Annotated in this window: 14 protein-coding genes and 1 riboswitch; of the genes, 7 read left to right on the top strand and 7 right to left on the bottom strand. The window is 72.6% G+C overall.

Translation table 11 applies throughout. From position 1 onward, the window contains the following. Window positions 1-263: 263 nt before the first annotated feature. A complete protein-coding gene (locus AB0K51_RS05890) occupies window positions 264-1,112 on the bottom strand; it encodes an enhanced serine sensitivity protein SseB C-terminal domain-containing protein (protein ID WP_363450939.1) in 849 nt (282 codons plus the stop codon). 119 nt (window positions 1,113-1,231) lie between these two features. Further along, a complete protein-coding gene (locus tag AB0K51_RS05895; RefSeq protein WP_363450942.1) occupies window positions 1,232-1,999 on the bottom strand; it encodes an enhanced serine sensitivity protein SseB in 768 nt (255 codons plus the stop codon). Between the two features lie 138 nt (window positions 2,000-2,137). Beyond that, a riboswitch (glycine riboswitch) is annotated at window positions 2,138-2,238 on the top strand. 133 nt (window positions 2,239-2,371) lie between these two features. On the opposite strand from AB0K51_RS05895, the gene gcvT reads away from it, so the two are divergent. From gcvT to AB0K51_RS05915, 4 genes are all read left to right on the top strand, one after another. Continuing rightward, entirely contained in the window at window positions 2,372-3,508 is a 1,137-nt protein-coding gene (gene gcvT, locus AB0K51_RS05900; RefSeq protein WP_363450945.1) for a glycine cleavage system aminomethyltransferase GcvT, read from the top strand. A gap of 101 nt (window positions 3,509-3,609) precedes the next feature. Further along, window positions 3,610-3,984, top strand: a complete 375-nt coding sequence (gcvH, locus tag AB0K51_RS05905; RefSeq protein WP_363450947.1) for a glycine cleavage system protein GcvH — start codon at window positions 3,610-3,612, stop codon at window positions 3,982-3,984. A gap of 13 nt (window positions 3,985-3,997) precedes the next feature. Next, window positions 3,998-5,266 (top strand): serine hydroxymethyltransferase, encoded by a 1,269-nt coding sequence (glyA, locus tag AB0K51_RS05910; protein WP_363450950.1) that lies wholly within the window; start codon window positions 3,998-4,000, stop codon window positions 5,264-5,266. 148 nt (window positions 5,267-5,414) lie between these two features. After that, complete coding sequence (locus AB0K51_RS05915) at window positions 5,415-6,782, top strand: L-serine ammonia-lyase (RefSeq protein WP_363450952.1); 1,368 nt, start codon at window positions 5,415-5,417, stop codon at window positions 6,780-6,782. Window positions 6,783-7,006: 224 nt separating this feature from the next. Here AB0K51_RS05915 and AB0K51_RS05920 read toward each other — a convergent pair whose 3' ends face one another. The 4 genes from AB0K51_RS05920 to AB0K51_RS05935 form a co-directional block, all read right to left on the bottom strand. Then, the gene (locus AB0K51_RS05920) at window positions 7,007-7,450 is read right to left on the bottom strand and encodes an ATP-binding protein (RefSeq protein WP_363451047.1); all 444 of its coding nucleotides are present in this window, start codon (window positions 7,448-7,450) and stop codon (window positions 7,007-7,009) included. 258 nt (window positions 7,451-7,708) lie between these two features. Then, window positions 7,709-8,899 (bottom strand): Ig-like domain-containing protein, encoded by a 1,191-nt coding sequence (locus tag AB0K51_RS05925; RefSeq protein WP_363450954.1) that lies wholly within the window; start codon window positions 8,897-8,899, stop codon window positions 7,709-7,711. A 177-nt stretch (window positions 8,900-9,076) separates the two neighbouring features. Then, complete coding sequence (locus AB0K51_RS05930) at window positions 9,077-10,318, bottom strand: Ig-like domain-containing protein (RefSeq protein WP_363450957.1); 1,242 nt, start codon at window positions 10,316-10,318, stop codon at window positions 9,077-9,079. Between the two features lie 182 nt (window positions 10,319-10,500). Beyond that, window positions 10,501-11,730: an Ig-like domain-containing protein gene (locus AB0K51_RS05935; RefSeq protein ID WP_363450959.1), complete on the bottom strand. Its 1,230-nt coding sequence runs from the start codon at window positions 11,728-11,730 to the stop codon at window positions 10,501-10,503. Window positions 11,731-11,943: 213 nt separating this feature from the next. Between AB0K51_RS05935 and glgX the strand changes: the two genes are divergently transcribed. Beyond that, entirely contained in the window at window positions 11,944-14,142 is a 2,199-nt protein-coding gene (gene glgX / locus AB0K51_RS05940; protein ID WP_363450961.1) for a glycogen debranching protein GlgX, read from the top strand. Window positions 14,143-14,185: 43 nt separating this feature from the next. Here the strand turns inward: glgX and AB0K51_RS05945 are convergent, their stop codons facing one another. After that, a complete protein-coding gene (locus AB0K51_RS05945; protein WP_363450963.1) occupies window positions 14,186-15,595 on the bottom strand; it encodes a family 2B encapsulin nanocompartment shell protein in 1,410 nt (469 codons plus the stop codon). A 294-nt stretch (window positions 15,596-15,889) separates the two neighbouring features. On the opposite strand from AB0K51_RS05945, the gene AB0K51_RS05950 reads away from it, so the two are divergent. Both AB0K51_RS05950 and AB0K51_RS05955 read left to right on the top strand, forming a co-directional pair. Beyond that, window positions 15,890-17,737 (top strand): ABC transporter ATP-binding protein, encoded by a 1,848-nt coding sequence (locus AB0K51_RS05950; RefSeq protein ID WP_363450965.1) that lies wholly within the window; start codon window positions 15,890-15,892, stop codon window positions 17,735-17,737. Further along, entirely contained in the window at window positions 17,734-19,566 is a 1,833-nt protein-coding gene (locus AB0K51_RS05955) for an ABC transporter ATP-binding protein (RefSeq protein ID WP_363450967.1), read from the top strand. The genes AB0K51_RS05950 and AB0K51_RS05955 overlap by 4 nt, the downstream gene beginning before the upstream one ends. Window positions 19,567-19,582: the final 16 nt, after the last annotated feature.

Genomic DNA, 19,582 nt, shown 5'->3' on the forward strand with positions numbered 1-19,582 from the left:
TGGGACGCGCCCGGCGGAAGACCCCCATCCCGAAGGATGCCTAACTGTGATCTGTCGGCATGCACATTCGTTGCGGCCGCATAACGCTCTTCACACAGGTGTTACATGTCCGTCAAGGGGCATGCTGACGTTCCCCCGCCAGTGGCGGGAAAACGCCAGGTGGTGCGGGGGGTTTCGCGCGTAGATCATGGGCTGGCAAAAAACCCCCGCCGACCTCGGTAAAGGTCGCGTCGGGGGTTTTCTGAGCGGGTGTCAGGGTATTGTCATCGGCCCGGATAGCCCGGCCACGGAGCCTGCGGCCAGGCCCCGGCGGGACCGGCCGGTGGTGGCGCTGCGTAACCAAAGCCGGTCGGGTAGGGCTGCGGGGCCGGGGCGGCTTGTCCGGCTTGCCCGGACTGCCGGTCGAAGAACGGGCGGGCGTGGGCCCACAGCCACATCGCCACCGGGTCGAACTCGTCGGCCATCATCACCGTGGACACCGCCAGCCCCTCGGGGGCGTGCGCGGCCGCCCGCTGCACCAGCGCCCGGGCCGCCTCGACGGCCGGCGCGGAGGTGTCGTACAGGTCCAGGCCGACCGCCAGGTAGGGCTCGCCGAGCACCGGCTGCACCCAGGCCCGGCGCAGCGAGCGCAGCGGCCGCACCTCGCCCGCCTGCTGCTCCAGCACGGCGAAGAACTGCGGCGCCTGCACGGACGGTTCGGAGATCCGCAGCGGCCCGGCGGGCAGCCGGTCCAGGCCGACCGCGATCCGCCGCAGGTCGGCCCAGGGCACGCCGACGCCGCCGCCGGGGCGGTGCGGGTCCAGCCAGAGTCCCCAGCGGGTGCGGTAGAGCGCGCCGGCGATCTCCAGCCCGGACACCACCTCGTGGCCGCGGCTCCAGCCGCTGGCCGCGAGCTGCCCGGGCGAGGTCACGCACGGCGCGTAGCCGTGCCCGCCGATCTCCATGTTCCCGTACTGGGCGTCCGGGCTGCCGGGGCTGCCGTGCCACAGCAGCATCCAGACCTGACCGCCGGCCAGGGCGCGCAGCAGGCCCTCGTACGCCTCCCAGCGGTCAGGCGCGACCGCTGCGAGGGCACGCTCGATCTCGCCCGGATCGCCGGCTGCTCCCGTCACGTCGTCGCCCTCTTCCGTCGTCCGCCGCCAACCGCGCTCCGGTGTGCCGGGGCAACCCTATGGGGCGGGCCCGACAGCCGTCATGCCGCCGTCCCCCGTGCGGACCCCATGATGGATGGTCAGGGTCGGACGTAGAAGGGCTGGACGCGGCCGAGCAGCCAGTCCACCACCGGGTCGGCGACCAGGTCGAGCAGCACCAGGTGGACGCCCCAGCTCGGCGGGGCGGTTCCCAGCGCCCGGCCGAGCGCCAGGTTGACCTCGGCGGGGTCGGCGGGGGCGACCGGGTCCAGCTGCACCCCGACGTACAGCAGGGTGGGCTCGCCCTCCACCCGGGCCAGGGCCCGGCGGGCGGTCAGCACGCCCGGCACGTGGGCGAGTTCGGTGGTCGCGGCGGCCAGGAAGGCGAACGGCTCCAGGTGCGGCTCGGGCTCCTTGAGCGCGACCCGGGCGCCCTCGACGACGCCCTGCGCCTCCCACTGCTCGCCGCGCGGGCCGCGGCGCAGCTCGCCGACGCCCTCCGGCGGGACCGGGATGCCCACCGGCGCCTCGGGGTTGACCGCGATGCCGATGCCCAGCGGCAGGCCGCGGGCGAACTCCCACATCGGGGCGATCGCGAACGGGAAGCCCGGGCAGTGCTGGAGGAACTGCTCCTGCGAGGAGTACACCGGGACGTAGGGCGCCCCGGCCAGTTCGAGGGTCGGCAGGTCGAGCGAGCCGCCCTGCGGGTCGGCGCCCGACGGCAGCGGGATCCACACCTGGCTGCGGGCCAGCACCTCGATCACCCGGGGCGTCGCCCCGGGGTCGCCGAGCGCGGCCGTCAACACCTGCTCCAGTTCGTTGGCCGGCCAGCCCCCGCCCTCCGGAACCTGCCCCAGCGGGAACCCCATCTCGCCCCTCCACATCCGCGGTTGCGATCAGGTTAGCGGCGCGCACGGTCCGTCCGCGGCGCGTGGCGGCGAACCCCACTCCCGCGAGGGGGCTCCGGCATGCCATGATGGCGGCGCCCAAACTTCATACCGGCCGCTCGAACCCGCGCGGGAGAGCCGGAACGACCCCTGGTCGCGACCGGCGCCGAAGGAGCAAGTCCTCCCCGGAATCTCTCAGGCCCCCCTACCGCGCGGGCGAGGCACATCTGGAAAGTGGACACGGCCGCGCCGTGCGCCCACCCACGGTGCAAGCCGCCATCCTGTTCAGGAGGCGGTGAAGCTCTCAGGTTTGACGACAGACGGGGAGATCCGCCCCAGCATGCCCGTTTCCAGATGACCGGGAGTCCTGTCGTGTCCCTCCGCCTGACCGCGCTCGACGCACTGCACCGCTCGCTCGGCGCCACCATGACCGACTTCGCGGGCTGGGACATGCCGCTGCGCTACGGCAGCGAGCGCGAGGAGCACCTCGCCGTCCGCACCAAGGCCGGTCTCTTCGACCTCTCGCACATGGGCGAGATCACCGTGTCCGGCCCGCAGGCCGGCGAGCTGCTCGACCACGCCCTGGTCGGCTTCATCTCCGCGCTCGGCGTGCTGCGCGCCCGCTACACCATGATCTGCCGCGAGGACGGCGGCATCCTGGACGACCTGATCGTCTACCGGACCGCCGAGAACGAGTACCTGGTGGTCGCCAACGCCTCCAACGCCCAGGTGGTGCTGGACGCGCTGACCGAGCGCGCCGAGGGCTTCGACGCGACCGTCCGCGACGACCGCGACGCCTACGCGCTGCTCGCCGTCCAGGGCCCGGAGGCGAACGGCATCCTCGCCTCGGTCACCGACGCCGACCTGCCCGGCCTGAAGTACTACGCCCTGCTGCCCGCCACCGTGGCCGGCAAGGACGTCTGGCTGGCCCGCACCGGCTACACCGGCGAGGACGGCTTCGAGATCTTCTGCGCCCCCGCCGACGCCGAGCACCTGTGGACCGCCCTCACCGAGGCCGGCGCCGACAAGGGCCTGATCCCGTGCGGCCTGTCCTGCCGCGACACGCTGCGCCTGGAGGCCGGCATGCCGCTGTACGGGCACGAGCTGTCCACCGAGCTGACCCCGTTCGACGCGGGCCTCGGCCGGGTGGTGCGGTTCGACAAGACCACCAACGGCGGCGCGTTCGTCGGCCGCAAGGCGCTGGAGGAGGCCGCCGCCCAGGCCGAGGCCAACCCCCCGCGCAAGCTGGTCGGCCTGGTCTCCGAGGGCAAGCGGGTGCCGCGCGCCGAGTACACCGTGGTGGACGCCGAGGGCGCCCCGATCGGCCGGATCACCTCGGGCTCGCCGTCGCCGACCCTCGGCAAGCCGATCGCCATCGCGTACGTGGACGCCGCGCACGCCGAGCCGGGCGGCACCGTCGCGGTGGACGTCCGCGGCAAGGCCGAGCCGGTCCAGGTCGTCGCGCTGCCGTTCTACAAGCGCGCCCGCTGACGTCCCGTCAGCCCCGCACACCCTTCCAGCAGACCTTTTCCCGTCCGTCCGCCCAGCGGACGGCTGCGCCCTCCCCTCACGCGATCCTGGAGAATGACGTCATGAGCAACCCCACGCACCTGCAGTACACCAAGGAGCACGAGTGGCTGACCGCCGCCGTGGACGGGGTGTCGACGGTCGGCATCACCGCGCACGCGGCCGACGCCCTCGGCGACATCGTGTACGTCCAGCTCCCCGCGGTGGGCGACACCGTGACCGCGGGTGAGACCTGTGGCGAGCTCGAGTCCACCAAGTCGGTCAGCGACCTCTTCTCCCCCGCCACCGGCGAGGTCACCGAGGTCAACCAGGCGGTCATCGACGAGCCGGCCCTGGTCAACTCGGAGCCCTTCGAGGGCGGTTGGCTGTTCAAGGTCCGAGTCGAGGCCACCGACGAGCTGCTCGACGCCGACGGCTACTCCGCCTTCACCGGCGCCTGACCGGGAGTCCCCCATGACGGTTCTCAACCAGTCCCTGCACGCGCTCGACCCGGAGATCGCCGCCGCGGTCGACGCCGAGCTGCACCGCCAGCAGACCACCCTGGAAATGATCGCCTCCGAGAACTTCGCCCCCGTGGCGGTCATGGAGGCCCAGGGCTCGGTGCTCACCAACAAGTACGCCGAGGGCTACCCGGGCCGCCGCTACTACGGCGGCTGCGAGTACGTCGACGTGGTCGAGCAGATCGCCATCGACCGGATCAAGGAGCTGTTCGGCGCCGAGCACGCCAACGTGCAGCCGCACTCCGGCGCGCAGGCGAACGCCGCGGCGATGTTCGCGCTGATCCAGCCGGGTGACACCATCCTGGGCCTGAACCTGGCCCACGGCGGTCACCTGACCCACGGCATGAAGATCAACTTCTCCGGCAAGCTCTACAACGTGGTCGCGTACCACGTGGACGAGAAGACCGGCCAGGTCGACATGGCCGAGGTCGAGCGCCTCGCCAAGGAGCACCAGCCGAAGCTGATCATCGCCGGCTGGTCCGCCTACCCCCGCCAGCTGGACTTCGCCGCCTTCCGCCGCGTGGCGGACGAGGTCGGCGCCCTGCTGATGGTCGACATGGCGCACTTCGCCGGCCTGGTCGCCGCGGGCCTGCACCCCTCCCCGGTGCCGTACGCGGACGTGGTCACCACCACCACGCACAAGACCCTGGGCGGCCCGCGCGGCGGCGTCATCCTCTCCAAGGCCGAGCACGCCAAGAAGATCAACTCCGCGGTCTTCCCCGGCCAGCAGGGCGGCCCGCTGGAGCACGTGATCGCCGCCAAGGCGGTGGCCTTCAAGGTCGCCGCCACGGAGGAGTTCAAGGAGCGCCAGCGCCGTACCCTGGAGGGCGCGAAGATCCTCGCCGAGCGCCTGCTCCAGGACGACGTGGCCGCCTCCGGCGTCTCCGTCCTCTCCGGCGGCACCGACGTGCACCTGGTCCTGGTCGACCTGCGCAACAGCGAGCTCAACGGCCAGGACGCCGAGGACCGCCTGCACGAGGTCGGCATCACGGTCAACCGCAACGCCGTCCCGAACGACCCGCGCCCGCCGATGGTCACCTCCGGCCTGCGGATCGGCACCCCGGCGCTGGCCACCCGCGGCTTCGACGCCGAGGACTTCCGCGAGGTCGCGGACGTCATCGCCGAGGCGCTGCTGCCGGGCTTCGACGAGGCCAAGGCCGAGGCGCTGAAGGCCCGGGTCACCGCCCTGGCCGCCAAGCACCCGCTCTACCCCGAGCTGTAACCCGTCCGACCGGCCGCCCCAACCCGGCGGCCACCGGACAAACCGGGGCACCGCGCACACTGGACAGTGCGCGCGGTGCCCCGTTCCGTGCCCCGCCCTCCGTCCACGAGACGGACCACTCCACGAGACCAGACAAGGACGTCACCCCGTGGCCATCAGCGTCTTCGACCTCTTCTCCGTAGGCATCGGACCGTCCTCCTCGCACACCGTCGGCCCGATGCGGGCCGCCCGGATGTTCGCCCGTCGCCTCAACACGGAGGGCCTGCTCGACGACGTCGCCTCGCTGCGCGCCGAGCTGTACGGCTCGCTCGGCGCCACCGGACACGGCCACGGCACCCCCAAGGCGGTCCTGCTCGGCCTGGAGAACCACTCCCCGCGCACGGTCGACGTCGACCAGGCCGACCTCGACGTCGAGCGGATCCGCGCCACCAAGCGGATCAACCTGCTCGGCCGCCGCGAGCTCCCCTTCGACCCGGACTCCGACCTGGTCCTGCACCGCCGCAAGGCCCTGCCGTACCACGCCAACGGCATGACGCTGTGGGCCTACGACGCCTCCGGCGAGGTGCTGCTGGAGAAGACCTACTACTCGGTCGGCGGCGGCTTCGTGGTCGACGAGGACGCCATCGGCGAGGCCCGGGTCAAGCCCGACGACACCGTGCTGCGCTACCCGTTCCGCACCGGCGAGGAGCTGCTGCGCCTCACCCGGGAGACCGGGCTGTCCATCTCCGGCCTGATGCTGGAGAACGAGAAGGCCTGGCGCAGCGAGGCGGAGATCCGGGCCGGCCTGCTGGAGATCTGGGCCGTCATGAAGGAGTGCGTCGCCGCGGGCATGTCCCGCGAGGGCATCCTCCCCGGCGGCCTCAAGGTCCGCCGCCGCGCCGCCGCCGGAGCCCGCGCCCTGCGCGCCGAGGGCATCGGCCCGGCCAACGCCATGGAGTGGGTCACCCTCTACGCGATGGCCGTCAACGAGGAGAACGCCTCCGGCCGCCGCGTGGTCACCGCCCCCACCAACGGCGCCGCCGGGATCATCCCCGCCGTCCTGCACTACTTCATCAACTTCATCCCCGGCGCCGACGACGAGGGCATCGTCCGCTTCCTGCTCGCCGCCGGCGCGATCGGCATGCTCTTCAAAGAGAACGCCTCCATCTCCGGCGCCGAGGTCGGCTGCCAGGGCGAGGTCGGCTCCGCCTGCTCGATGGCCGCGGGCGGCCTCGCCGAGGTCCTCGGCGGCTCCCCCGAGCAGGTCGAGAACGCCGCCGAGATCGGCATCGAGCACAACCTCGGCCTCACCTGCGACCCGGTCGGCGGCCTGGTCCAGATCCCCTGCATCGAGCGCAACGGCATGGCCTCCGTCAAGGCCGTGACCGCCGCGAGGATGGCCCTCAGGGGTGACGGCCGGCACCACGTCTCCCTTGACAAGGCGATCAAGACGATGAAGGAGACCGGCGCCGACATGAAGATCAAGTACAAGGAGACCTCGCGCGGCGGCCTGGCCGTCAACGTCATCGAGTGCTAACGCTCCCCATCGCGCCGTTGAAGTGAAGGTGAAGTGAAGCACACGCCTTGGGATCGATTTTGTTTGGCACCCAAGGGCATGCGATAGTCGACAAGTCGGGCGGATCGACCTGACAACTTCCACCGCGTGGCACGCACCCCCTTGGCCGCCCGGTGACGCGCAGGGGCCCCGGGACCGCGAACACCGCGGACAGGGGCCCCGCATCGTTTTCCGGGGTGGGGCGGTCAGGCGAGGGTGGCGGCGACGCGGTCGCGGTCGCGGACCTTCATCTCGAACCAGACGCCCTTGCCGCGCGGCAGGAGATCGGCGCCCCAGCGGTCGGCGAGGGCGTCGACGAGGCGCAGGCCGTGGCCGTTCTGGTAGCCGGTCTCGGGGGCGAGGATGAGGCAGGGCAGGGAGCGGGAGGAGTCGCGGACCTCGATCCGCAGCCATCCCGGCCGCCGGACGACCTTGAGGCCGATCATGCGACCGCCGGCATGTCGGACGGCGTTGGCGACCAGTTCACCGGTCAGCAGTTCGCCGGCTTCCAGGAGCTGATGGAGTTTCCACGCCTGTAAGACCGACAGCACGAGCCTGCGCGCCACCCCGGCGGATTCCGGGCGGGAGGGCAGCCGGACCTCCTCCGCGGAGTCCGGGTCGCTGAGCACGCCGAGAAAGGTGTGCTCCATCTCCTCGGCGGTCAGCCGTTCCAGGTCGGCCAGCACCACGCCGATGCCGGGTTCCGACAGCTCGTCAATCCGGCTGCCCGGCAGTCGATGTGATGCCTGCTCCGGTTCGCCCCATCCCGCCATGCGCCCCATCATTGCGGAACGCGAGCGGCCGCGTACGGACAATGAGCAAACGATCACTATTCGGTTGGCATATGCCCACAGCAACCGAACGGGCGGCCGAGCGCCGTGCGCCCGAGCCGCCCGTCCCGGCGGGTCCTACCACTGGCCCCAGGGCACGTTCCAGCCGCTCAGGCCGTTCTCCGCGGAGACCGTGGCGCCCTTGGAGTTGAGCACCTTGACCACGTCGCCGACCAGGGTCGAGTCGTAGAGCTTGCCGGCCGGCGTGTCGGGGCTGCCGTCCTTGGTGTCGGTGACGCCGATGCAGCCGTGGCTGGCGTTGGCCCGGCCGATCAGGCTGCCGCTCCAGGAGTTGCCGTGCACGTAGGTGCCGGAGTCCGTGAGCCGCATGGCGTGCGGCACCTCGAGGTCGTACTCGTCGCCGGAGCCGGCCGGGGTGACGCCGTTGGAGGTCATCCGGGTGGTGCCCTCCTTGGCCTCGACCACCATGGTGCCGTTCCAGGTGTCGAAGCCGGGCTTGCCGGCGGTGAAGCCGACCGAGTCGACCTCCTGGCCGTCGCGGACCACGGTCATCCGGTGGGTGTCGACGTCGGCGGTGGAGATCTGCGAGCGGCCGATGGTGAAGGGCTCGTCCTTGTCCACGCCGCCGTACACGCCGGGCGCGGTCTCCACGCTCTTCAGCCGGTACTTCACCGTCACCTTGGTGCCGGACTTCCAGTAGTCCTGCGGGCGGAAGTCCAGGCGGTCGTCGCCGAACCAGTGGCCCTTGGCCACCGTGCCGTCGGAGCCGGTGACGGTGATGCCGGCCAGCACCGCGTCCTTGTTCTTGACGTCCTTGCCGAAGTGGACCGAGACGATCATGCCGACGCCGTAGGTGGCGTCGTCGTCGACGTTGTCGTGGGCGCCGGCGTCCTTGGTCGGGGTGAGCGTGGTGAAGGAGCTGGTGGCGGTGGTGGCGACGCCCTGGGCGTCCACCGCCTGGGCGTTGACGGTGTAGGCGGTGGAGACCTGGAGGTTGCCGCCGGGGGTCCAGCCGAGGCCGTCGGCGGTGAGGGTGCCGGGGACCTCGGTGCCGTCCGGGCCGGTGACCTTGACGGTGGTGAGCTTGCCGCCGGTGGCGGAGACCTTGAGCGCGCCGGCGGGCTTGACGTCGGTGGCGCCGGCCGCGGGCTCGATCGCGATGGCTGCGGCCGAGACGGTCGGCTTGGCCGGGCTCGGCGTGCCGGAGGCCGTCGGGCTCTGCGCCGTCGCCGTACCGCCGCTGCACCCCGCCGTGGCCATCAGCACCAGGGCGCCCGCCACCGCTCCCACCGCGAATCGCCCTCGCATCGACTTCACTGTCCGCTCTCCCCACGCGCCCGCCTGTCGGCTGACAGGTCTTTCTGCTGATATGACGGCGCAAGGGGGGTGAACGTTGCAGGCCGAGTGTTCCGGTACGGTCACGAACCGCGGACGGCCCGGCGGTTCCGAGGAACCACCGGGCCGTCCGTTCGAAGCGCGTGCGACCTACCACTTGCTCCACGGGATGGTCCAGCCGCTCAGGCCGTTCTCGCCCGAGACGGTCGGGCCCTTGGAGTTCTGGATCTTGACCACGTCGCCGATCATCGAGGCGGCGAAGAACTTGCCGGCCGTCGAGTTGTCGTCGCCGCCCTTGGCGTCCTGCATCGAGATGCAGCCGTGGCTGGCGTTGGACTTGCCGAAGGCGTTGCCCCAGTAGTTGCCGTGCACGTAGGTGCCGGTGTCGGTGAGGCGCATCGCGTGCGGCACGTCCGGGACGTCGTACTCCTCGCCCTTGACGTTGGCCACGGTGGCGGAGTTCATCCGGGTGACCTTCTCCTTGCCGGAGATCACCATGGTGCCGTTCCAGGACGGGTTGTCGTCGTTGCCCGCCGTGATCGGGATCTTCTGGGTGGAGCCGTCGCCCTTGGTGACCGTCATCATGTGGGTCGAGGCGTCGGCCACCGAGACCTGGTAGCGGCCGATGACGAACGGCTCGTCCTTGTCCACGTCGCCGTAGACGCCGGGCGCGATCTCGACGTTCTTCAGCCGGTACTTGACCGTCACCTTGGTGCCGGCCTTCCAGTAGTTCTCCGGGCGGAAGTCCAGCCGCTGGGTGCTGAACCAGTGGCCCTTGGCCACCGTGCCGTCGGAGCCCGTGACGGTGATGCCGGCCAGCACCGCGTCCTTGTTCTTGATCGCCTTGCTGAAGTTCACCGAGACGATCATGCCGACGCCGTAGGTGCCGTTGTCGGCGATGTTGTCGTTGGTGGCGACCGTCTTCGCCGGGGTCAGCGTGGTGAAGCTGGTGGTCGAGGCGGCCACCAGGCCGGCCGAGTCCACCGCCTGGACGTTGACCTTGTAGGTGGTGCCGACCGCGAGCTGCTCGGTGGGCTTCCAGCTCAGGCCGTCCGCGGCGATCTGGCCGGCCACCGCCTTGCCGTTCTTGTCGGTCACCTCGACGTTGGTCAGCTTGCCACTGGCCACCGACACCTGCAGGCCGTCCTTGGGCGCCACGTCGGTCGCGCCGTCCGCCGGGGTGACGGTCAGCTGGGCCGTCGACACCTTCGGCGCCGCCTCGGACGCCGCCGCGGAGGCCGAGCCGCCGCCCTTGGCGTCGGTCGAACCCCCCTTGCCGCCCCCGCCGCCGCAGGCCGCGCTGAGCATCAGCACGCCGCCCATCAGCAGGGCCATCGAGGCCCGACGCGCCACTCGCCCGCGCCCGCGCGCCGGTATCCCGGACTCGGACATCTGAACCGCCTCCACTGCGCTGCTCCCCTCCCGGTATCCACAACGAATACACGTGTGTCGCCCGGGCTCGGTTTCACCTGGACGGTTGCGATTTCGGCACCGCCCGGCTGGGGTCGGGCGCGCGCGGGGGTCAGGATAACCGGCGTCCGTGAGTGAATCTTCGGCGGGAGCGGGGTGCCCGTTCAGTGAACTGTCAGCGCACTGCCGCGCAGCCACTGCGCCCAGCCCAGGTTCCAGCCGTTCAGGCCGTTGTCCGGCGCCACCCGGTCGCCGTGCGCGCCGCGCACCTCCACCACGTCGCCGACCCGGACGTGCGCGTAGAACCAGCCGGCCGGCGAGTCCGGCGCGCCGCCCTTGGCGTCGGCCAGGCCGATGCAGCCGTGGCTGGCGTTGGTCTCGCCGAAGACCGCCGGGTCCGCCCAGTAGTTGCCGTGCACGAAGGTGCCGGAGGCGGTCAGCCGCAGCGCGTGCGGCACGTCCTTGATGTCGTACTCGTCGCCGAGGCCGACGGTCTGCGAGTTCATCCGGGTGGTCTCGAAACGCTCGGAGACCACCATCGCGCCCAGGTACGTGGAGTGCTCGGGGCTGCCGCCGCTGATCGGCAGGGTGCGCACCACCCGGCCGTCCTGCCGGACCGTCATGGTGTGCGCGTCCAGGTCGACGCTGGAGACCACGGCGCGCCCGACGGTGAACCGGACGTCCTTGCTCTGGGTGCCGAGGTAGCCGGGCCCGCCCGCGACGTCCTTGAGCCGCAGCGCCAGGGTGACCCGGGTGCCGGCCGTCCAGTACTCCCGCGGGCGGAAGTCCAGCCGCTGGTCGCCGAACCAGTGCCCGGCCACCTGGACGGGCGGGTCGGCGGTGACGGTGAGCGCCCGCTCCACCGCCGCCCGGTCGGCGATCGGCCGGGAGAAGCGCAGCGAGACGGGCATCCCGACGCCGACCACGGAGCCGTCCTCCGGGGTGAAGAACGCGGCGAAGGTGTGCTCGGGGACCTCGGTGGCGAAGGCGGCGTGCTGGACGGCGCGCAGCCCGGCGGCGTCCACGGCGACCGCGTCCAGGGTGTACGGGGTGGCGCCGTCGAGCCGGGCGGCGGGGGTCCAGCCGGTGCCGTCGGCGGCGAGCGTGCCGGGCACCTCGGCGCCCCTGTCGTCGGCCAACCGGACCGACAGCAGCCGCCCCTGAGTCACCGTCACCCGCACCGCGCCGTCCACCGGGACCTCCTGCGCGCCGTCGGCGGGGGTGAGCGCGAGCTGGGCGCGGGAGACCGCCGGGCTGCTCACGGCGGCCGCCGGGCCCGCGGGGCTCGCCGCGTCGACGCTCGGCGGCGGCGCGCCGCCGCCGGAGCAGCCGGTCAGCAGCACCAGCCCGACCGCCGCCGCCCGCCGTGCCCAGTGCCGAACTGCGGGCCGCATGCCAGGTCCTCCACGTCGTGCGATTCCACCCCTTTGCCGGTCATAACGATGGATTCCGGCCACCGGACACGACCGAATGGTTTCTCCACCCGGTTCCACGGGGCACAGGAATGATCACGGTCCGTCACGCCGCCCGACCGGGTGTGACGAGGTCACCGTGCAGGGAACAACTGGAAGAACGGGGACGGGCCCCCGGGTGGCTGGGAGGGTGCCATGACGGCGTGGCAGGAGCTGGGTACGGGCACGCCCCGGGGGGCGCGGGCCGCGTCCCGGCTGAACGGCTCCGCCCCCGGGCCGGCCCCCGAGCAGCCCTGGCCGGGCGGCTGGCAGCCGCTCGGCGCCCGGTTCCGGACCGACGCGCAGGGCCGGGGCACCAACTTCGCGCTCTGGGCGCCGAACGCGGAGGGCGTCGAGCTCTGCCTGTTCGACGACGACGGCCGGGAGACCCGGTACCGGCTGGCCGAGCAGACCTACCAGACCTGGCACGGCTACCTCCCCGGCGTGCTGCCCGGCACCCGCTACGGCTTCCGGGTGCACGGCCGCTGGGACCCGTGGACGGGCGCCCGCTACAACCCGGCCAAGCTGCTGCTCGACCCGTACGCCCGGGCCGTCGACGGGCATTACACCAGCCACGACGCGGTCTGCGCCGCGGTACGGGGCTGGCCCGAGCGCGACGTCGCCGACACCGTCCGGGACGACCGCGACTCCGCGCCGTACGTGCCCAAGGCGGTGGTGGTGCACGACGCCGACGACTGGTACGACGACCTGCGCCCGAAGACGCCGTGGGCCGAGACGGTGCTGTACGAGCTGCACGTGCGCGGCTTCACCATGCGCCACCCCGACATCCCGCCGCAGCTGCGCGGCACCTACGCGGGCCTGGCCCACCCGGCGGCGATCGCGCACCTGACCCGGCTCGGCGTCACCGCGGTCGAGCTGCTGCCGGTCCACCACCACGTCAGCGAGGACCACCTGCAGCAGCGCGGGCTGGCCAACTACTGGGGCTACAACACGCTCGGCTTCTTCGCCCCGCACGCGGGCTACGCGGCCTCCGGCAGCCGCGGCCAGCAGGTCGGCGAGTTCAAGCGGATGGTGCGGGCGCTGCACGCGGCGGGCATCGAGGTGATCCTCGACGTGGTGTACAACCACACCGCCGAGTCCGGGGTGATGGGCCCGGCGCTCTCCTTCCGCGGCATCGACAACGGCGGCTACTACCGGCTCGACCGCTCCCGCCGCGGCTACGCCGACTACACCGGCTGCGGCAACACCCTGGACACCCGCCAGCCGCACGTGATCCGGCTGGTCACCGACTCGCTGCGGTACTGGGTCTCCGAGATGGGTGTGGACGGCTTCCGCTTCGACCTGGCCGCCGCCCTGGCCCGCGGCAGCGACGGGGTGGAGATGCACCACCCGTTCCTCGCCGCGGTCTCCCAGGACCCGCTGCTCAGCCGGGTCAAGCTGATCGCCGAGCCGTGGGACGTCGGCCCGGGCGGCTACCAGGTCGGCGGCTTCCCCCCGCTGTGGGGCGAGTGGAACGACCGCTACCGGGACACCGTCCGGGACTTCTGGCGCGGCGCCCGCCCGGACGTCCGCGAGCTGGCCACCCGGCTCTCCGGCTCCTCCGACCTGTACCAGCGCGGCGGCAGACGCCCCTACGCCTCCGTCAACTACATCACCGCGCACGACGGCTTCACCCTGCGCGACCTGGTCTCCTACGACCGCAAGCACAACCTGGCCAACGGCGAGGACAACCGGGACGGCACCGACGACAACCGCTCCTGGAACCACGGCGCCGAGGGCGACACCGACGACCCGGCGGTGCGCTCACTGAGGGTGCGTCAGCTGCGCAACCTGCTCACCACGCTGCTGCTGTCCACCGGCGTCCCGATGCTCACCGCGGGCGACGAGCTCGGCCGCACCCAGGGCGGCAACAACAACGCGTACTGCCAGGACAACGAGACCAGCTGGCTGGACTGGTCGCTGCTGGAGGACCCCGACTGGCGCTCCCTCACCGAGCTCACCGCCCGGCTGGTCCACCTGCGCCGCGCCCACCCGGTGCTGCGCCAGCGGGCGTTCTTCTCCGGCCGCCCGGCCGGCCCGGACGGCCTGCGCGACCTCAGCTGGCTCACCCCGGCCGGACACGAGATGACCGAGGCCGACTGGTTCTCCCCCAGCCACGCGCTCGCCCTGCGGCTGTCCGGCAGCGCGATGTCCGAACGCGACCCGCAGGGCCGCCCGCTGCGCGACGCGAGCTTCCTGCTGCTGCTCAACGCCGCCCCCGATCCGCAGCACTTCACCCTGCCCGCCCCGCACACCCCGGTGATCGACACCGCCCGGCCCGACGCCCCGGACCCGGCCGCGGTGAGCGAGGTGCTGCTCACCGGCCGCTCCGCGATGCTGCTGCAGGCGCACTGAACCCCGGACCCCTCGCGGGGCCCGGGGTCACCGGCGCGCGGGCTCAGCCGCGCGGGTGGGAGACCTCGACGTTCTCCAGCACCCCGAGCGCGTCGGGGACCAGGATCGCGGCGGAGTAGTAGGCGGAGACCAGGTAGTTGACGACGGCCTTCTCGTCGACGCCCATGAAGCGGACGTTCAGCCCGGGCTCGACCTCGTCGGGGATGCCGACCTGGGTGAGGCCGACCACGCCCTGGTTCTCCTCGCCGGCGCGCATCGCGATGATCGAGGTGCTGGTGCCGTGGACCGGGATCTTGCCGCACGGGAAGATCGGCACCCCGCGCCAGGCGGGCAGCTGGTGGCCGCCGAAGTCGGCGGTGGAGAAGTAGACGCCGCGCCGGTTGCACTCCCGGCCGAAGGCGGCGATCGCCTTCGGGTGGGCGAACAGGTAGTCGGTGTCGCGGCGCATCGCCAGCAGCTCGTCCAGGTCGTCCGGGGTGGGCGCCCCGGCGTGGGTCTGGATCCGCTGGTCGAAGGCGCAGTTGGAGAGCAGCCCGAACTCGGGGTTGTTGACGATCTCGTACTCCTGGCGCTCGCGCAGCGCCTCGATGGTGAGCTTCAGCTGCTCCTCGGTCTGGTTCATCGGCTCGTTGTAGAGGTCGGCGACCCGGCTGTGCACCCGCAGCACGGTCTGCGCGACGCTCAACTCGTACTCGCGCGGGGAGAGTTCGTAGTCCACGAAGGCGGTGGGCAACTGGTGCTCGCCGGCGTGGCCGGCCGACATGCCGATCTCGGCCTCACCGTGCGGGTTCTGCGCGGCGGCGTGCCCGGCCCGGTGCGCGGCGATCCGCGCCCGCAGCTCCGGGGAGCGCTCCAGGACCGCCCGGAAGTCCGACCGGGACAGGCTCAGCGCGGTTCCCGCGGTGGCGGCCCGCACGGTGTACGGCCAGCGCCCGTCGGCGGCGGCCAGCGCCTCGTCGCCGATGTGGTCGCCGTCGGCGTGCACCGCGAGCAGGGTCGACTCGCCGTACTTGCCGGTGCCGATCCGCTCGACCTTGCCGTACGCGACCAGGTACACCTCGGCGCGCGGGGCGCCCTGCTCGACCAGCACGTCGCCGGGGGCGAACTCGCGCTGCTCGAAGCGGTCGGCGAGGGCGGCGAGCACCGCGTCGTCGGCGAGGCCGCGCAGCACCGGGACCTCGCGCAGCGTCGGCGGCAGCACCCGGACCTCGGTGCCGGCCTTGACGAAGCTCACCCGGCCGCGGCCGACGGCGTAGTTGAGCCGGCGGTTGACCCGGTAGGTGCCGGCCGAGACGTGCACCCAGGGGAGCTTGCGCAGCAGCCAGCGGGAGCTGATCTCCTGCATCTGCGGCCGGGACTTGGTCGTGGTGGCGAGGTTGCGTGCCGCCTCGGTGCTCAGGCTCTGCCGGGCCGGTGCCTGGACGTCGGGTGCGGGCTCGGTCTCGACCGACATGCGGGTCTCCTGTGGTCCGGTGATCCACCGCGATCACTCTCTGCGCGAGATCAGACCGCATCGGCACCGGGGGCCTGCAAGAGAGCGCGGGTGGTGCGGAGTTCGGAGGTTTGTGCGCCTGCGCGCCCCTGATGGCGGCGCACGCTCCCCGGGTCCGGCGCACCCGGGTCGCGTCCGCCCACCGCCACCGGCCGTTCGGGGGACGGCGGTGGGTGCCCCGGCCTGGCCGGATCTCGCCGACAGGGGCAAAAAACCGGGTGAGAAATGTCAGCGGCTGTGCCTACCCTCTCGCCGATGGCCGAGAACCAGAACCCCGCTCCGCACACCCCCGCGGACCCCGACGGCCCGTCAACCGACGGCCCCCGGACTTCACCCGTACCGGTACACCGGTCCGCGGTGCGCTCGCTGCTGCGCCTGTGGCCCTACGCCCGCGAGGCCCGCTGGCGGATCTTCGGCTCGATGGGCGCCGCCGGACTCGCCTCGCTCAGCGTGCTGGCGGTCCCGCTCGTGCTCCGCCGGATCGTCGACGGCCCGGTCGCCCACCACGACCTTCCCGGCCTGTGGCCGCTCGCCGCCGCCCTGCTGCTGCTCGGCCTGGCCGAAGCCGCGCTGTTCGGCGTCCGCCGGGTGATCGTGGCCCGCCCGCTGGCCCGGGTCGAGACCAGGCTCCGCGGCGACCTGTTCGCCAAGCTGCAGCGCCTCCCGGTCTCCTTCCACGACCGCTGGCCCTCCGGCCAGCTGCTCTCCCGGGCCACCTCGGACCTGTTCGTGCTGCGCCTGTTCCTGGCCTTCCCGCTGGTCTTCCTGGTCGTCAACTCCACGGTCTTCCTGACCGGTACGGCGCTGATGTTCGCCCTGGACTGGCGGCTGGCCCTGATCACTCTGGTCCCCGCCGTCCCGCTGATCCTCTACACCCGCCGCTTCGAGGGCGGGTACTCGGCCGCCTCCCGGCTCGCCCAGGACCAGAACGGCGACCTGGCCACCGTGGTCGAGGAGTCGGTGCTCGGCATCCGGATCCTCAAGGCCTTCGGCCGGCACCGCTCGATGGCCGAGGAGTTCCGCCGGCACAGCGCCGAACTGCGCGACACCGAGCTGCGCAAGGCCGGGCTGCTCGGCAACCTCTGGGCGGTCATCGTCGGCCTGCCCGAACTCGCCCTCGGCGCGGCCCTCGCCACCGGCGCCGTGCTGGTCGCGCACGACCAGCTCTCGGCCGGCACCCTGGTCGCCTTCCTCTCCACCGCGCTCGCCCTGCGCTGGCCGGTCGAGTCGCTGGGCTGGCTGCTCGGCTTCGCCGCCGAGGCCGCCAGCGCCGCCAACCGCTACTTCGAGGTGATGGACGAGCCGGAACCGGCCGACCTCCCGGCGGCCGACGAGGTGTCGGACGACCGCGGCATCCGGTTCACCGGCGTCCGCTTCCGCTACCCCGACGCCCCGGACGGCACCCCCGACCTGCTGTCCGGCATCGACCTGCACGTCCGCCCCGGCGAGACGCTCGCCCTGGTCGGCGCCACCGGCAGCGGCAAGACCACGCTGACCGCGCTGCTCCCCCGGCTGTACGAGCCCACCGGCGGCGCGATCACCCTGGACGGCACCGACATCCGCGACCTGCCGCGGGCCGAGCTGCGCCGCCTGGTCTCGGTCGCCTTCGAGGAACCCACCCTGTTCTCCGCCACGGTCCGCGAGAACGTCCTGATGGGTGCCCCCGACGCGGACGAGCAGCGGCTCACCGACGCCCTCGCCACCGCGCAGGCCGGCTTCGTCGACAAGCTCCCCGAGGGCCTGGACACCGAGGTCGGCGAGCAGGGCCTGAGCCTGTCCGGCGGCCAGCGCCAGCGCCTCGCGCTGGCCCGCGCCGTGGTCGGCCGCCCGCGCTTCCTGGTCCTCGACGACCCGCTCTCCGCGCTCGACGTGCACACCGAGGCGCTGGTCGAGCGGGCTCTGCGCCAGGTGCTGGCCGGCACCACCGCCCTGGTGGTCGCCCACCGCCCGTCCACCGTGCTGCTCGCCGACCGGGTCGCCCTGCTCGCCGACGGCCGGATCGCCGCGGTCGGCACCCACCAGGAGCTGCTGCACTCCTGTCCCGCCTACCGGGCCCTGATGTCCGGCGAACTGTCAGAACTGGAAGGGGCGTTGGCCCGATGACCACCGCCGTCGCCGACCCCGCGGTCGATGAGGACGAGCTGCCGCCCCCGGCCGCCGACGACCAGGACATCCCCGTCCCGCCCGGCGCCCCGCGCGCGCTGCTCGGCTCGCTGCTCGCCCCGCACCGCCGCCGGATCGCCGTCGCCGTCCTCGCGCTGCTCGTCCAGCAGGCCGCCCTGCAGGCCGGTCCGCTGCTGGTGGCCTTCGCCATCGACCGCGGCATCCCCGCCCTGCGCGACCACGACGCCGGCCCGCTGATCGCGGTCACCGCCTCGTACCTGGGCTGCGCGCTGCTCGCCACCCTGCTGCAGCGGGCGTTCATCCGGCTCGCCGCCCGGATCAACCAGGACATCCTGCTGGAGCTGCGCGGCCGGATCTTCCGGCACGCCCAGCGGCTCAGCCTGGACTTCCACGAGCGCTACACCTCCGGCCGGATCATCTCCCGCGCCACCAGCGACGTGGACACCCTGCGCGAGCTGCTCGCCGAGGGCCTGCAGGAACTCCTGATGGTCTGTCTGTCGGTCGGCTACATCACCGTCGTGCTGGTCCTGATGGACTGGCGGCTCGGTCTCGCCGCGCTCGCCTCCTTCCTGCCGATGTACCTGATCATCAGGTCGTTCCGGCGCCGCTCCCAGCAGGTCTACCGCCGCTCCCGCACCGCGGTGGCCTCCCTGATCGTCCGCTTCACCGAGACCATGAACGGCATCCGCCCGGTCCAGGCCTTCCGCCGCGAGGCCGCCAACGACCGGGCCTTCGGCGCCGTCAACAAGCAGTCCGCCACCGCCACCGCGGACGGCCTGCTGGAGATGGCCCGGTACGTCTTCCTGTCCCGGATGACCGCCAACGTGTGGATCACCGGCGTGGTCGTCCTCGGCGCCTTCCTGGTCACCGACGGCAGCCTCGAACTCGGTGTCCTCACGGCCTTCGTGCTCTACCTGCGCCGGCTCTACGACCCGATCGACCAGCTGGCGATGTTCCTGAACAGCTACCAGTCCGCGGCCGCCGCCCTGGAGAAGATGGCCGGCCTGCTCGCCCACGAGCCCAGCGTCCCCGAGCCCGCGGAGCCCGCCGTACTGCCCGCCGCGGACGGCAAGGGCCGCGAGGTCGCCTTCCGCGGCACCGACTTCGCCTACGCCAACGGCAAGCAGGTCCTCCCCTCCTTCGACCTGGTGCTGCCCGCCGGGCAGACCACCGCCGTGGTCGGCGCGACCGGCGCGGGCAAGTCCACCCTCGCCAAGCTGCTCGCCCGCTTCTACGACCCCACCGCCGGCGCCGTCACCCTGGACGGCGTCGACCTGCGCGCCCTCTCCACCCCCGACCTGCGCGCCAACGTCGTGATGGTCACCCAGGAGTCCTTCCTGTTCTCCGGGACGGTCGCCGAGAACATCGCGGTCGGCAAGCCCGACGCCACCCGCGCCGAGATCGAGGCCGCCGCCCGCGCGATCGGCGCCCACGAGTTCATCACCGCCCTGCCGGACGGCTACGACACCGACGTCCGCAAGCGCGGCGGCCGGATCTCCGCCGGCCAGCGCCAGCTCGTCGCCTTCGCCCGCGCCCTGCTCGCCGACCCCGCCGTGCTGATCCTCGACGAGGCCACCTCCTCGCTCGACGTCCCCGGCGAACAGGCCGTCCAGCGCGCCATGCGAACCGTCCTGGAGGGCCGCACCGCCGTGATCATCGCCCACCGCCTCTCCACCGTCGAGATCGCCGACCGCGTCCTCGTCATGGACCAGGGCCGCATCGTCGAGGACGGCACCCCCGCCACCCTGATCGCCGGCGAGGGCCGCTTCGCCACCCTCCACCAGACCTGGCGCGACAGCCTGGTCTGACCCCCGAGCCCGACGT

This window comes from Kitasatospora sp. NPDC049285 (assembly GCF_040678815.1).
GTDB lineage: Bacteria > Actinomycetota > Actinomycetes > Streptomycetales > Streptomycetaceae > Kitasatospora.